Source organism: Sphingomonas sp. NFR15, from assembly GCF_900103265.1.
GTDB lineage: Bacteria > Pseudomonadota > Alphaproteobacteria > Sphingomonadales > Sphingomonadaceae > Sphingomonas > Sphingomonas pollutisoli.
Window position 1 is genome coordinate 90,625 of sequence record NZ_FMWX01000008.1, and the last position, 14,083, is coordinate 104,707.

The following is a 14,083-nucleotide window of genomic DNA, read 5'->3' on the forward strand; positions in this document are numbered from 1 at the left end:
ACTAGGTGCTACTCAACTTCCTTCAGGCTCGCACCGCTCCAATGAAGGCGAAGGAGGATGTCGTTGGCAGAAGCGAGCGCCGCAAGACGGGCTTCGAAACGATCGACCTTATCAGGCTCATCCGTTCGTAGCGTGAGATGAGCCAGACCCTGCACGACCGCGAGCAGGTTTTTTACCCGATGGTCGAGTTCACGCGACAAATGCTCCCGATCGGATACATCAGTATTGGTCTCGACAACGAACAGCCCGCGCCCTTCCGTATCGCGGCGTCGGCGCCACCGGCTCTCGGTCCAGATGTGGCGGCCATCTTGCCGGCAATGCCTGAGCAGACCGTCCCAGCTGCCATTCCGCTCAAGCTCTGTGTCAATTTCGTGGAGCGAACGAGGAAACTCTGTCCGAAGCAGATCGTGCGAGCTGTGGCCGATCGCCTGCTTAGGGGTATACCCATAGAGTTCCCGAGCACCCTGGGTCCAATAGACGATTTCGCCGCCCGGCCTTCTGACGAAGACCGGAGCGTGGCTGAGATCCTCGGCAAGCGCGGTCTCCATGCTTTCTCCAGCCAGATTGCAACGGCAGCAGCAAGCCCAAAGTTATGTTTTACGAACCTATAACCGATCAATATGGGCGACAAACATTGCTGCCTGCATTCGCGTGAGCGGCTTTGTCGTAGTCCCTAGTAGCGCGTTCGCGCGAAGCACATCTGTTGATGGTTGCCAATGGAGGCTTAGGCTTCCTTGGGTCCAAACTGCGTGTGCGGCTCTCGACGGGACGAGGAGCGTCGATCAAGAGCGATACGGATGCGGTCGGCGAGTTCGGAGCGGCGGTACGGCTTTCCGATCACGTCCAGCTGACTGCCTCTCGGAATATCGGCCACGAGATCCTCATTATAACCTGTCGTCATCAGAATCGGAATTTCGGGTCTCAGCGCACGAAACTTTTCCACCAGCTCAAGGCCGCTCATACCACCCGGCATCACGATGTCGGTGAACAGAAGATCGACCTTCCATTCGTCGAGAAGCCGAAGCGCCTCTTCTCCGCTTGAGGCCTTCACCACGCTGTACCCAAGGCCTGTCAGATGCTCGCCGGCAAGCTCCCGGACGTCGTCGCTGTCCTCGACGAGCAGGATAGTTTCCGATCCCGTCGCGTCCCTCCCTGAGGCCACATCGCGGGCGAGAGGTTTGCGGTTCTCCTCACCATCGGATTGCGAAACTGGGAACAGCATGCGGATTTCGGTTCCACGCCCCTGTTCTGAGTCGATCTCAAGCCGCCCTAGAGACTGCTGTAGAAAGCCGTGCACCATAGCAAGACCGAGTCCGGTGCCGCGTTCGCTGCCCTTCGTCGTGAAAAATGGCTCGATCGCGCGCTGGCGCACCTCCTCGGTCATTCCAACGCCCTCATCGCGGATCGAAAGCACTACATACTCGCCCTCAGGTAGATGATGCGCGGCAGCGTTGCCGTTGAGCTTCCAGAGCTGCGTCGAGATTGTGACGGTGCCCCCATTCGGCATCGCATCTCGCGCGTTGATCAGCACGTTCAGCACGGCCATTTCCAAGTGCGAAGCGTCGATGTTGATCTGCGGAAGACGACGCTCGAGCGCCGTCACCAGCCTGATCTGGGCGCCAATCGTATTGTCTAGCAGTTCCCCGAACTCATGGATGAGGTCGTTGAGGTTCACTTGCCTGGGTTCAAGCCGCGTCTTTCGCGCGAAGGCCAGGAGTTGCCTGGTAAGCCTAGATCCGCGATCAGTTGCTTTTGCCGCATTGGTGAGCAGCCGCGTCTGCCTCTCGTTCAGCTCTGAGTGGAGGACAAGGTCGAGGTTTCCGGCGACCACCTGCAGGAGATTGTTGAAGTCGTGCGCAAGGCCAGCGGTCAGCTGCCCGATCGCCTCCATCTTCTGGGCTTGGCGGAAGGCCTGCTCCGAGCTGCGCCGGCGCGTGACATCAAGCTGGCTTGCGAAGAAATAGAGAAGCTCGTCCTGCTCGTCATAAACCGGCGCGATAAAGACGGCGTTCCAGAAGGGGCTGCCATCGCGCCGATAGTTCAGGATTTCGAGAGAGATCGCTTCCTGGCCGGCAACCGCCTCGCGTATCTCGCGTACGGTGTCCCGGTCAGTGTCCGCGCCCTGTAGGAAACGGCAATTGCGCCCGATGATTTCGCGCTCTTCATAGCCGGTGAGGTCTGAGAAGGCCTTGTTGGCGAACACGATGGGATTGTCGTCCTGCCTGGGATCCGTGAGGATCATCGGCATTCGCGTCATCTGGAGCGCCGCGAAAAACACGGTGCCGCGCTGGTCCAGGCCAGGTTCGGCCACGGTCGATCGCTTCCAGTGCCGCCGACCCGAGTTGCCGGTGGGGCTGTAGCTCGTTTCATCCGCCATATCGGCAGCGGGTTCGCCGTCCGCATGCGGATGCGTGCTCTTGCTTCTCAGTTCCTCGTCGTTCACTTTAAGTCCCGTCAGTCGGCATATCCTGCTCTGCGAACGCTTTAGCCGCAGTCTCGTTCAGGGTGCCATCATCAGCTGGACGTTTAATCGCGGGGCAGAAATCGCACTAGATTGGCTACTGTGAAAATTGGCGGCGGGAGGCCATCGCCGCTAATTTTGGGGAAATTGCTTCAGCGACGAGCCTCAGGTCGGCTTTTATGCCGAAAGCCGTCATGCGATTGGTGGGGTTTCAATGACGGCTTCGTCCCACTTTTCGTCATTCCAGCTTGCGGGCAAGCCGGCCGACAGCGCCTGCCTCGGCTGCCAGATTTCGGTTATAAGCGAGCGGCATGCGGGGCGACTTCCACCGGAGTGCATCCATTATCCCAGCCAGATCCTCGCCGCTGGCAAACAGGTCCTGATTGAGTCCGATCCGCGTCGAGTGGGCACTAACCCCCTTGAGCAGCCGGGCAAGATCCTCGGCGATCAGGTCCGGTAGCGCTCCACCATCGAACGCCCGCTGGATTATCGACCGGAAGATGGGGCCGATCGAGCCTGGATGCAGCGCCACGGTGCCGATGTCGTATTCGACGCGTGCCCTCACTGCCGGCTTTGAGAGCGTTTTGCGCAGATCCCACGTCTCCCGTCCGGAGATGCTGTCGATCGGTCGTCCGCGCACCGCGGCGCGCGCTTTGTAACGCCGCACCTGGACTCGCCGGAACACCGGCCCTGCTGTGATCCCGGCGGCCTCAGTCCAGGCCGCGATCGCCGATACGGTGCGCGGGCTGAGATACGCGGTCGCCCCCTCCCCCTCCTGGTCGCCTTTGTGGCGCAGGATCTGCAGCAGCCGCGCGTCGGGATCGATCGCTTCCTCGATATGCTCAACGGCAACCGCGACCAGCTCGGAGGCGCGCAGGCCGGTGTCATAGGCGGCCGAGAGCAGCGCCCGGTCCCGCAGTCCCGGCAGATCGTCACCGCAGCTCTTGAGCAGCGCATGGATATTGAGTCCGCGTGGCCGATCGCGCTCGACGTCGCGCACCGGTCCCTTGAACCGCAGCGGCCGCGCCTGCTTCTGGGCGGTGCCCTTCTCCCGGCGCACCGCCTGTAGCCGCAGCTTCACCAACGGGGCGGGCGTCGGATCCTTCAGGTCAAGGAGCTGGTGGATCTTGGCGATCGACGCCTTGTACCGGGATAACGACGCGGGACGGCTCCCCTTCCCTGCCCGCGCATCCAGATAATCGGCCACGGTCTCGGCCGTCGCCGGTAGCGCGATCCGGTTGGTGCGCCGGCACCAGGCATCGAACGCCTCGATGTCGGATTTGAGCGCACGGATACTGTGCGGCGACGAGGCGGCCTGATAGGCGGCGATCAGCGCCTCATCGACGGTGATGCGCTCGCCGGCGCGCAACTGCACGATCGTCCACGCAAGGTCGGCCGGTGCCCTGACGGCCGGCAGGGCCGCCTCAGGCGCCGCCAAAGCTGTTTTTAGCCCTTCCAGGGGGGTTTCGGTGGCCATGACGCGCCTCGCTCCTCAGCGGCGCTTGTACCGCACCTTATAAAGAATGGTCAATTCCGCTTATGTGATAACTGCAATATTGCCATGTCCGGGTTTTTTCTTGAGTAGGATGCGATTGGACTTAGGTCCGAGTTTTTACAAAGCGCAAAACAGCGATTGGCCAGCGGCTCGACGATCCTACTCGACGTGCTACTTAGCAAATATTCGGGCAAAGTCGGTGCTCAGGTGTATGCTGGCGGCGAAATTGCGCCGGGTTCAATTACCTCGAGCACGTTACCAACTGGCGCGTACGCATGCTGGCCCGTCCGGCGGCGGAGGGTGGCGTGGCATCATAAGTTGACGCCCATGCTCACCTGACTTCGACACCCCCCAAAGACGACATCGGAATCGTCCTGGTCCCAGCCGAATGCGACCGCGTCCAGTGATTGGCGAGAGAACGACTATACATCGGTATGCAACCGCCCCGCCGACCGTCTCGATGCGCAGGGGCGCTATGCACGGCAATATCTCACCGAACGTCGGATTTCTTCCGACTGCTTGTGAGGAGATTATCGTGGCGAAGGTGCTGGTGCTCTATTACTCGTCCTTTGGTCACATCGAGACGATGGCCAACGCCGTCGCGGAGGGCGCCCGGGAGGCGGGCGCTCAGGTTGACGTCAAGCGCGTTCCGGAAACTGTTCCCGAGGAGATAGCCCGGTCCGGGCACTTCAAACTCGATCAGGCCGCTCCCGTCGCAGCGATTAACGACCTCGTCGACTATGACGCGATCATCGTTGGGACCGGCACACGCTTCGGTCGGATGTCGAGCCAGATGGCAGCCTTTCTCGATCAGGCGGGTGGTCTCTGGATGCGGGGCGCCTTGAACGGCAAGGTCGGCGGTGCGTTCACATCCTCGGCGACCCAGCACGGCGGCAACGAGATGACGCTCTTCTCGATCATAACAAACCTGATGCACTTCGGCATGACCATCGTCGGACTTCCTTATAGCCACCCCGGTCAGGGAACCATCGACGAGATCGTGGGCGGCGCTCCATACGGCGCAACGACGATCGCCGGCAGCGACGGCTCGCGGCAACCCTCAGAGATCGAACTCGCCGGCGCTCGTCATCAGGGAATGCTGGTGGCGACGACCGCAGCCAAACTGTTCGATTGAGCCATCCGGGCAGCCCCGGATCTCCAGGTGGTTCAGAACGTCTTGGTCATCCGCGCCTCGAAGGTGCGGGGCGCTCCGAGAAAGCCGCTGTAGGATCCGGCCTGCAGCGGCGTAGCTAAGACCTGCTCGACATAGGTTATGTCGAGCAGGTTGCGCACGCCGACTTCTAAACTGAGCCTCGCGGAAGGAAGGGCGATCCCCGCCTTCGCGTCGAGGACGTCGAAAGACCTCTGGCGATAAGTCCCAGCCGTATCGACGAACTGGCTGCTCCGATATCGGTATTGGACGCGCCCGGTGACCGACATGGTCCGGGACACAGGCGCATCGAAGCTGGCCGCCAGGTTGGCGCTGACGCGAGGCGCGAAGCGGAACCTGGCCCCCGCGAGGACCGGGTCTATTCCCCCGGCGGCGTCGTAGCGGGCGCGCGGAATCCATGTGAGGTCCGCGTCCAGAGCGACGTGTTTGGTGACCCGCAGCCTGTTCTCGATCTCGAGACCATAATCTTCCGCACCCTGAGCGTTGATCACCGTGGTGCGGGTGCCGACGAACTGCGCGATCTGGAGGCTGCTGACGTCGTAGTGGAAAAGCGCCACGTTCGTGCGGGCCGCGCCGCCGAGATACGAGACCTTTGTACCGACCTCGAAAGCGTCGATCGTCTCTGGACGATATTCGGGATCGAGCGGCCTGCCTCCAGGGATTTCCGCAGGATTGTTAGCGCGCGTGCCGGCACCGTTGGCGTCGATGTTGACCCCGCCGGATTTGAAGCCGTGGTTGTAGGTCGCATACAGAAGGATTGAGGACGACGGCTGGAATTCGATCCCGAACGTGCCGCTGATCGCGCCGTCATGGTGCCCGGCGTCGTAGGCGGGACCTGGCTGGATCCCGAGCAGCCGGAAGGGCTCAGCCGCGGCGGGCCGATAGTAGCAGTATGCGAACCTGCCCGTCTTGTCCTCTATCGAGTAGCGCAACCCTCCGGCGATGCTCAGGCGGCTGGTTAGCCGCGCTTCCGCGTGCGCGAACGCCGAATAAGTTCGGGCGGTGCCGCCCATGTCCTCGTCCGCGATCAGCCCGGGTGGTGCGTCTGCGGTCCCTGCGGGTAGTCCGAGACCGGATAGCAGCGCGTCCCATACGGGCTGCGCCTGCGCTCCCCAAGGGAGCCGGCGGCCCATTGCGAGCCGCTCATCAGACACGAAGGCACCGAAGAGGAGCGTGCCACGCAACCGTTCGACAGGCAGCGAGAGCGTGACTTCCTGCGACAGGAATCGGCTTCTGAAGCTTTCGTCGTAGCGGAAGATGTCAGCACCCGAGAAGTCGGGATCCATGTCGACTTGGTCGACGGAATAGCGACGAAACCCGGTCGTCGATCTGAGCGTGCCGCCGAACAGGCCTGCCTCCACAATCACCGCAGCGCCGTAGTCCTCGACCGCCTCCCTGCCGTCACCGTTGAGGCTCTGCTGCCGATCCTCGGGATGCTTTGAGGGCACCACACCGCCCGCAGCGACGATAAGCGAGTCGATGAACGGTTGCAGCGGACCGACGACGACAGGCGACGTGGCGTAACAGCAGTTACCCGTGCCCCTGGTGTAGTCGCCGATGATCCTGACCGAGGCGCCGCCGTCCGGCTCGAACAGGAGGTCCGCCTTACCACCCCTGGTCGTCGATCCATTCAACGGACGATCACGGGTGACGTCGGTGTAGAAGCCGTCCGTGTGCGATACGGTTGTCGAGAGCCGGATCGCCGCTCTGCCCGACAGCGGAAGGTTCGCCGACGCCCGAACAAGGAGGGTGTTGTAGGAGCCGTAGGTCAGCTCGCCCATTCCGGAGACCGCGTCGAACTTCGGACGCGTCGACGATACGAGAACTGCACCCGCCGTGGTGTTCTTTCCGAATAACGTGCTCTGCGGACCGCGCAGCACCTGCACATCGGCCACGTCGATGAAGTTCTGCAACGCCGATGCTGCACGGGTCCGGTAGACGCCGTCCACGAAGACGCCGACCGATCCCTCGAAGCTCCTGTTGCTCCCCGAGGTTCCCAGACCCCGCACGATCAGGTTCGCGGTCGAACTGGCGATGTTGGCATTGCGGAAGGTGAGCGACGGCGTGATCGCCTCCAGCCCCGCGACGTTCGAAACGTCCCCGCGAGCCAGGTCCTTGTCGTCGGCAACGGTCACGGCGATCGGAACCGACTGCAGACGCTCGGTCCGGCGCCGCGCCGTAACCAGAATCTCCCGTTGATCGGCTGTCTCGTCCCTCACCTTTTCAGGCGTCTGCTCTATTGTGGCGGTCTGCGCGGCGACGGGGATTGAGATCATACCGAGATGAGCGGCTGCGGCCCCGGCGAGCAGAATCGAGCGCAGCTTCACGACGTCGAGACCGGCAACCTGAAGGAGAAGATCGCGCCGCGATCGAGACGGTTCGCGACACTCATGCGCCCTCCCAGACGCTGGATGGTCGAGAGGCAAATCTGCAAGCCCAGACCGATGCCACCCTCCTTGGTCGTGAAGAAGGGCTCGAACAGGCGATCGAGGTCGGAGTCCCTGATACCGGTCCCGAGATCAGAGACGGCCAGCTCGATCTCGCTTCCAAGGTTCCGCAGACTGATAGCGATCTCCTTCCCCACAGAAGTCTCAGCCATGGAATCCCTCGCGTTGTTGATGAGGTTGATGACCACCTGCTGCAGGTCGACGTAGCTGCCCATCACTTCCGGAACATCGCCTTCGCAGTCCTGTCGGAGACTGATCCCGGCGCTTCGCAGGTCGCGTGCCAGCAGTTCGCACGTCCGTTGGACGAGTTCGGCCAGATCGACCCTTTCCATCTCCTGCTGGCCGCTCGTGATCTGGTCATGCGTGTGCTTCACGATGGTCGCGATCCGCTGCGTCGTCGTCGACATCCGCTCGAGCACCCTGATCGCCGCGGCCACGTCCGGAGCCTCGCGTTTCAGAAGGCGAAGCCCGGTGTTCGCGTCGATGCTGACGGACGCAACCGGCTGGTTCAGCTCGTGCGCTATCGAGGCCGAAAACGCTCCGACCGTCGCCACCCTGCTCGCGCGGGCGAGTTCCTCCTGGGCGGCGAGCCGCATCTCCTCGATGCGCTCCTGGCTGCTGATGTCCACCAGACTGGACAGCTGCCGCTCGTCGGCCAGACGGGTCACAGAATAGAAGACCGGGACCCGGCGCCCTGCGGCACCGATGAGCATGACGCGACCCTCCACGTTCTCGAGGCCGTAGAAGATCATCTCGAACTGCCGCAGCAGGACGGCCTCAATGTCCTCGGCCGTGCTGTCGACGGGACGGTCGACGGCCCCATCGACATCGTCGAAGCCGAGCATGCGCATGCACGCCTCGTTGACCGAGATGGTTCGAACGGCTGCGACGCACTCCTGGAGCACCTCGGGATGCTGAGCCATGTAGGCGGCGAGATCGGTCACCCCCTCGCTCCGCAAACGGTGAACTATCACCGCCGCGTCGGCCATCTCCTGTTCCGCGAAGGCGATCTTGCTGACCGAGAACAGGCTCGAATAGCGCGCCTCCGTCCTCGCCAGCTCCGCCGTCTGCCTGGCCAGGCGATACTCGAAGGTGCGCTGAAGTTCGAGCAGATCCTCCTCCGCGGACATGCGCGCCTGGATGTCCGTGGCCTCCGCTTGCCACGCCCCACCGGGCGCGCCCCCCTCCCCCGCCCGTGCCGAAAGAAGCATCCAACGGTAGGTGCCGTCAGCATGCAGTAGGCGGAACTCGAAGCGCAAACCGCCCGCATTGCTTCGCCCTCCCCGGAGCGCCGCCAAAAGCCCTTCCAGGTCGTCGGGGTGGATCCGGTCCCGCCAGCTCTGATGCACGACCGCGTCTTCCCGGTCGTGGCCGGTGAGATCGGTATAGTGGCGGTTCAGGAACCGAATGCGCCCTTCATCATCGACCCAGAGCAGGAGGTGCGGAATGGGATCCGCGATATCCCTGGCGTCGGCGAACGGACCGCCGGCGCGGCTCGCCGCCGAAGCATCGAGCCCCTCCCGCACGGTCGCCCGTCCTCCAGAACGCCCGCGGCGCAACCAATGCGATATCACGACGCTGTCACCCTGAGCCCTCTGAGACCTCGCTAGTTATTCCTCTGTTCCCACCTGTCATGCGAGACATCCCAAGGAATACCTGCGCGATGTTTCGTCACCACCCACAGTGCGCCACGCTTCGTTCGACGACATCCGCGCCATTCGGTCGATCGGCGCCGCGGGTCGAACGGCCGGCGTCCCGCACGACCCATCTACATTCCGACGACGCGATCCTCATCCCATACCATGGAATGTATTGTCGCTCCGGCGACGCATGCGACAATCGCCGGGCGTTGAGGCTCGTTTTCGGGCCGCGCTGGGATGGGGTTCACAAGGGTGGCGACGCGAGCTGTGGACATCGATGCGCACATGTCGGCATCGACCGACTGGGATGCACTCAGCGGACACGTGTGCGCGATATTCCGCGACATCGACGAGCAGTATGAGGTCATGATGCCGTTCTTCCGCGGCGGCATCGAACGCGGCGAGCGCGCCTACCACACGATCGACCCCGTCCGCGTGAAGGACCACGCCGAGCGCCTCGCGGCGGGGGGAATAGACGTGTCGGCGGCGATCGCGTCCGGTCAGCTCACGATCAACGACTGGTCCCAGACATTCTTCGACCGCGGACCGTTCGACACGATGGACGTCATCGGCATGTTCAAGGACCTGTGCGAGGAAGGGCGCGAGCTCGGCTATCCCCGGACCAGGTTCTTCTGCGAATACGAATACGCCAAGCTGATCCTGACCACCGACCAGATGCTCGAATACGAAGCCACAATGCAGATGCTCGGACACGGCCCCTTCAACGCGATCGACGCATCCATCTGTTCGTATCGCATCCCCGAGTGGACCGGTCAGGCGCTGGTCCAGGCCCTGCGGACCCATCCGACCGTCATCCTGAATGGCCACATTCACGAGAACCCCTTCTTCGAGGCTCCGCAGACGGTCATCTCCGCACTCCATCATAGGCAGCAGATGCATCGCTGCTGCTGAGCGAAAGGTGCGCACTTGCCCGAAGCTGCGCGATCGCTGACCGAGGAGTGCGACTATCTCCGCGGCTGTGTGAACGACCTCGTCGGACTTCTCGGACTACGCCCCATGTGGGCGGGTGCCGACCAGACGCGCATCGCGGACATCCTGGCCGACGTCCTGGCCCAGATGCTCCTGCCGGAATTCGTCTACGTGCGCCTCTTCGACCGTCACGAGGGTCCGGATACGGAGGCGTTCCGACTGGTGGCGGGCGACGGCGCAACGCTCAAGCACGCCATCCGTGGCTCCGCCGACGCCTGGTTCAGACACGAGACGCGATTGGGCAGCCACTCGCTCACCTGCTCGATCGACGGCCGCGGGTTGTCGGTGATCGCGCTTGATCTCGGAACGCGGGGCGAGTTCGGCTTCGTGTTCGTCGGCTCCGGCCGACCGGAGTTTCCGACCTCGGCCGAACGGCTTCTCGTGAGCGTGGCGGCCAGCCAGGCGCTGATAGCGGTGCAGCAGCACTGGCTCCTGCAGGAGCAGAAGGACGTCGCCACCCGGCTGGACGGCCTCGTGGCCCAGCGATCCGAGGAGCTTGAGACCGCCAGCGAGGCGCTCAGGCGAAGCGAATCGATCATGGCGCATGCAGAGAGCGCCAGTCTCACGGGGAGCTTCCGGTGGCACCCCGTCACCGACACCCTCGAATGGTCAGCGCAGGCGCACCGGCTATTCGGATTCGAAGCGGATCGGCTCATCACCAGCGACGACTTCTTCGACCGGGTCGATCCGGATGACCATGGCCAACTCCGCGAGGCGGGAGCGAAGGCATCGCTAGATCCTATCGATCTCGACCTGACGTTCACCGTGATGCCTCCGGGCCAGGAGCCGCGGGTGCTGCGTCTCGTCGCCCATCCGGGAACGCACGTCACCGAACAGGGTGCATATATCGGGACGATGCAGGACATCACCGAGCGCGTGCGGGCGGAATCCGCCAGCCGTGTCGCCGAGGCCCGGATGCGCGAACTGCGCGACGAGCTTTCGCATGCGAACCGGCTTGCGACACTCGGTCAATTCTCCGCCGCGATATCGCACGACGTCCGCCAACCCCTCTCGAGCGTGTCCGCGAACGCGATGGCGGGGTTGAACTGGCTGAACGCTTCGGCGCCGAACCTGGATTCCGCCCGCCGTGCCCTCGAACGCATCGTGACCGGCGTGAAGCGGGCGGCGGACATCCTGGACAGGGTGAAATCGTTCAGCCGCAGGAACTCCCCCTGCATATCCGTCGATCTCAACGACCTGGTCAGCGACACCGTGGCGCTGGTGGATGCCGACGCCCGTCGCCGCCGGATCCTGCTCTCCACCGACCTTGCCGGCGACCTGCCTGCGCTCCAGGCTGATCGCGTCCAGATCCAGCAGGTCCTGATGAACCTGATCGTCAACGCCCTCGACGCCTTCGACGAGAGTTCCTTGGATGCGCGAAAGGTCAACGTGCCCACCTGGCTGGATGCCGAGGAGATCGGCGTCGAGGTGCGCGACACCGGTCCCGGACTTTCGGCAATGGCCATCCCTCGACTGTTCGAAGCTTTCAACACCACGAAGGCCGCCGGTCTCGGGATGGGACTGTCCATATGCCGGGACATCGTGGCCGATCACCATGGACGCATCTGGACCGATGCGAACGAGCCTAGCGGTGCCGTCTTCGGCTTCAGCTTCCCGACGACGGAACGCGTCGAGTGAGGAACCCCCCGCTCCGGCATCACGTGCCGACCGGCATCCTCCCATCATGGGATGCCTGAGGCCTGTCCGTCGAAACTGAACGGATCTCCGGCTTGCGAGGTGGCCCGGCCAGCCTGCTCGACGCAGGCTCGGACAACGGTCCTTCAGACCCGGGCACTTGGAATGCTCTGGGATCGGGTCGAACGTGCCAACCCAGCTCCCCTAGGGCGATGCAGCATGCATCGAACATCCCTGATCGGGGGGGGGGGCCAACCTCCCCGATTACGGATACCTGGCCGATCCGATTCATGGCAGATCATCTCGCGAGCGGAGGCGCAGATGCATTTGGATCAACCAATTCCGAGCATGACGGTCTGTCTCTCAGCGACGCGTCCGCACGACCCCGTCTTCCAGTCAGGACTGGCCATGGCGCTCGGCCATTCCCTGGGTAATCCCCTCACGGCGCTGTCGGCGCAGGTGAAATCCCTGAGCCGCAACCTTCTCGATGACGATACCGATCTCGAGAAGGCGCGACTGACCATCGAGCGCATTTCCTCCATCCTCGAAGCGGCGACCACCCGGGTCAGCGCCGTAACGCACGAGTTCCAAGCCAAGACCAGCGCGCAAAACAGGCACGACCTCAACGAGATCGTTCAACTGGTCAGAGCCCCTTTCGAGAAGCAGAGCCATTGCAGCCGTCTCAGGATCCAGCTGGATCTTGCCGTCGGCCTTCCCGCCATCGCTCTCGATCACGATCACGATCAGATTGCGAGGGTAGTGACGGAGATGATGCTCAACGCGTCTGAGGCGATGTATTCGCGCCCCTCGTCAGACGGGCTCCTGACCGTGCGAACCTCGCTAGCACAAGGATCAATCCGTCTGGATGTCGTCGACTCCGGTGGCGGTGCCCCGGATCCCGAGCGGATCTTCGCCATGCACCACACGACCAAGAGCGGACGGTCCGGCACCGGCCTGAGTGTCGCCCGTGCGCTCGTGATGTCCAACGGCGGCCAGTTAGCAGCATCGAACAACGATCGCGGTGGTCTGACCATCGCCCTACACCTTCCCATTGAGGACTAGGTTTCTTCGGGATCAATTCCGTTCTAGCGCCACGCCAGCCCCCCCCCCCGAACCCTATTCGCAACACCGATCGGGGCGGCTGTCTGCTTCCCAACCAGTCTGTGCGCGTTTGCCGGGAAAACGAGGCGAAGCCGCTGACTGGGGGTTGGGCTCGCACTAACATCGTCGGTTGTGGCCGGCAGAGGGCCGGACGGACACCCGTCCGGCCCCGTTAAACCTTAAGAGAACACGTAGTTGGAAAGGTCTACCGCGACGATCAGCGGCTCGCTCGCGGGCGTGTTGTCCGGCTTGCGGGGATAGATCCGCAGCTTGCCATAGAGCGTGATGCCCTGAACGACGACCGGCTCGGTCAGGTAACGGGCCGCCGGGTTGCTACCCTGGATGTCGACTTCGTAGTCATGTCGGCGAAGCAGTCCGGCGTCGTCGAAATAATACGTCTGGACGGCACTGTGCGTCGCGATTTCGGCGGGGAAGGTCGCGCGCAGCCGACGCCACGTCTCGCCGCCCTCGGTCCACGGCTCGATCTCCTCCGTGACCACGCCGGGTCGCTTTAGAAGAAAGGGCGAGGTGAGATAGGTCCACATCGTGTAGCCGGCGAAGTAGCCGACCTGCGCGTCGCTCCAGGGCGTCTCCATTTCGTAGCCGGCGAACGAGGCGCGCGGTTCGAGGAGCTCTTCCACCACCTCGCCGCTCGGCGTCTCGATGGTCACGCGGTTCGGCGTAAAGTTGGAATGGTTCTTGGTGGGCGCGAAGGGCGAGTGGGACGTGTGCTCAGTCGCCAGGTCGATCTCCACGTGGGCATGCTCGAGCACGGTGGGCTTTCCCTTGAGCGCCCACAAGACGCCCCCCTGGAACAGATCGGCCTCGAGCGTGGCGAAGCTCTCGAACCGGGCGAGGCCGCCATGCGCCTCGATCACGAAATCCAGCAGGTCGGTCATGGTCATCCTTTCGAGCGTTGCGTCGCCGAACGTTCGGCGGCTGCTTCGCAGGAAAGTATGACAGCCGGAGACCGCCTTTTGAGCGCGGATGACGGTATGCGGGGGGCCTACTTGGGTATGGGATAGCGCCCGACAGATCGGATCGGGTGGACAGTCCGGGCGCGCCTTTAGGACTGATCCGCCGCGCGCCCTGCAGTCATATCAAGGGCGCCCCTCGGCCGTCCCCCATACTTTCGTATGCCCG

At 63.3% G+C, this 14,083-nt stretch carries 10 protein-coding genes; 4 read left to right on the plus strand and 6 right to left on the minus strand.

What is annotated here, in order from left to right:
* Nucleotides 1–8 precede the first annotated feature (8 nt).
* The 3 genes from BLS81_RS16890 to BLS81_RS16900 form a co-directional block, all read right to left on the minus strand.
* On the minus strand, nt 9–548 hold the full coding sequence (locus tag BLS81_RS16890) for an HWE histidine kinase domain-containing protein (RefSeq protein WP_093225633.1): 540 nt from the start codon (nt 546–548) through the stop codon (nt 9–11).
* A gap of 176 nt (nt 549–724) precedes the next feature.
* Nucleotides 725–2,377: a histidine kinase famiy protein gene (locus BLS81_RS16895; RefSeq protein ID WP_093225811.1), complete on the minus strand. Its 1,653-nt coding sequence runs from the start codon at nt 2,375–2,377 to the stop codon at nt 725–727.
* A 322-nt stretch (nt 2,378–2,699) separates the two neighbouring features.
* Nucleotides 2,700–3,938 (minus strand): integrase, encoded by a 1,239-nt coding sequence (locus BLS81_RS16900; RefSeq protein ID WP_093225635.1) that lies wholly within the window; start codon nt 3,936–3,938, stop codon nt 2,700–2,702.
* 553 nt (nt 3,939–4,491) lie between these two features.
* On the opposite strand from BLS81_RS16900, the gene wrbA reads away from it, so the two are divergent.
* Nucleotides 4,492–5,091, plus strand: a complete 600-nt coding sequence (wrbA, locus tag BLS81_RS16905) for an NAD(P)H:quinone oxidoreductase (RefSeq protein ID WP_093225636.1) — start codon at nt 4,492–4,494, stop codon at nt 5,089–5,091.
* 32 nt (nt 5,092–5,123) lie between these two features.
* Here the strand turns inward: wrbA and BLS81_RS16910 are convergent, their stop codons facing one another.
* Together BLS81_RS16910 and BLS81_RS16915 are read right to left on the minus strand one after the other, a co-directional pair.
* Nucleotides 5,124–7,454 (minus strand): TonB-dependent receptor, encoded by a 2,331-nt coding sequence (locus BLS81_RS16910; RefSeq protein ID WP_093225638.1) that lies wholly within the window; start codon nt 7,452–7,454, stop codon nt 5,124–5,126.
* The gene (locus BLS81_RS16915) at nt 7,451–9,100 is read right to left on the minus strand and encodes a PAS domain-containing sensor histidine kinase (RefSeq protein ID WP_176787219.1); all 1,650 of its coding nucleotides are present in this window, start codon (nt 9,098–9,100) and stop codon (nt 7,451–7,453) included. The genes BLS81_RS16910 and BLS81_RS16915 overlap by 4 nt, the downstream gene beginning before the upstream one ends.
* Nucleotides 9,101–9,481: 381 nt before the next feature.
* On the opposite strand from BLS81_RS16915, the gene BLS81_RS16920 reads away from it, so the two are divergent.
* The 3 genes from BLS81_RS16920 (at nt 9,482) to BLS81_RS20855 (ending at nt 12,901) form a co-directional block, all read left to right on the plus strand.
* Nucleotides 9,482–10,126: an MEDS domain-containing protein gene (locus BLS81_RS16920; protein ID WP_176787220.1), complete on the plus strand. Its 645-nt coding sequence runs from the start codon at nt 9,482–9,484 to the stop codon at nt 10,124–10,126.
* 69 nt (nt 10,127–10,195) lie between these two features.
* Nucleotides 10,196–11,842: a sensor histidine kinase gene (locus BLS81_RS16925; protein ID WP_143023388.1), complete on the plus strand. Its 1,647-nt coding sequence runs from the start codon at nt 10,196–10,198 to the stop codon at nt 11,840–11,842.
* A gap of 405 nt (nt 11,843–12,247) precedes the next feature.
* Complete coding sequence (locus tag BLS81_RS20855) at nt 12,248–12,901, plus strand: sensor histidine kinase (RefSeq protein ID WP_176787221.1); 654 nt, start codon at nt 12,248–12,250, stop codon at nt 12,899–12,901.
* Between the two features lie 218 nt (nt 12,902–13,119).
* Here BLS81_RS20855 and BLS81_RS16935 read toward each other — a convergent pair whose 3' ends face one another.
* Nucleotides 13,120–13,839, minus strand: coding sequence for a hypothetical protein (locus BLS81_RS16935; protein ID WP_093225812.1), 720 nt, complete (start codon nt 13,837–13,839; stop codon nt 13,120–13,122).
* Between the last annotated feature and the right edge of the window lie 244 nt (nt 13,840–14,083).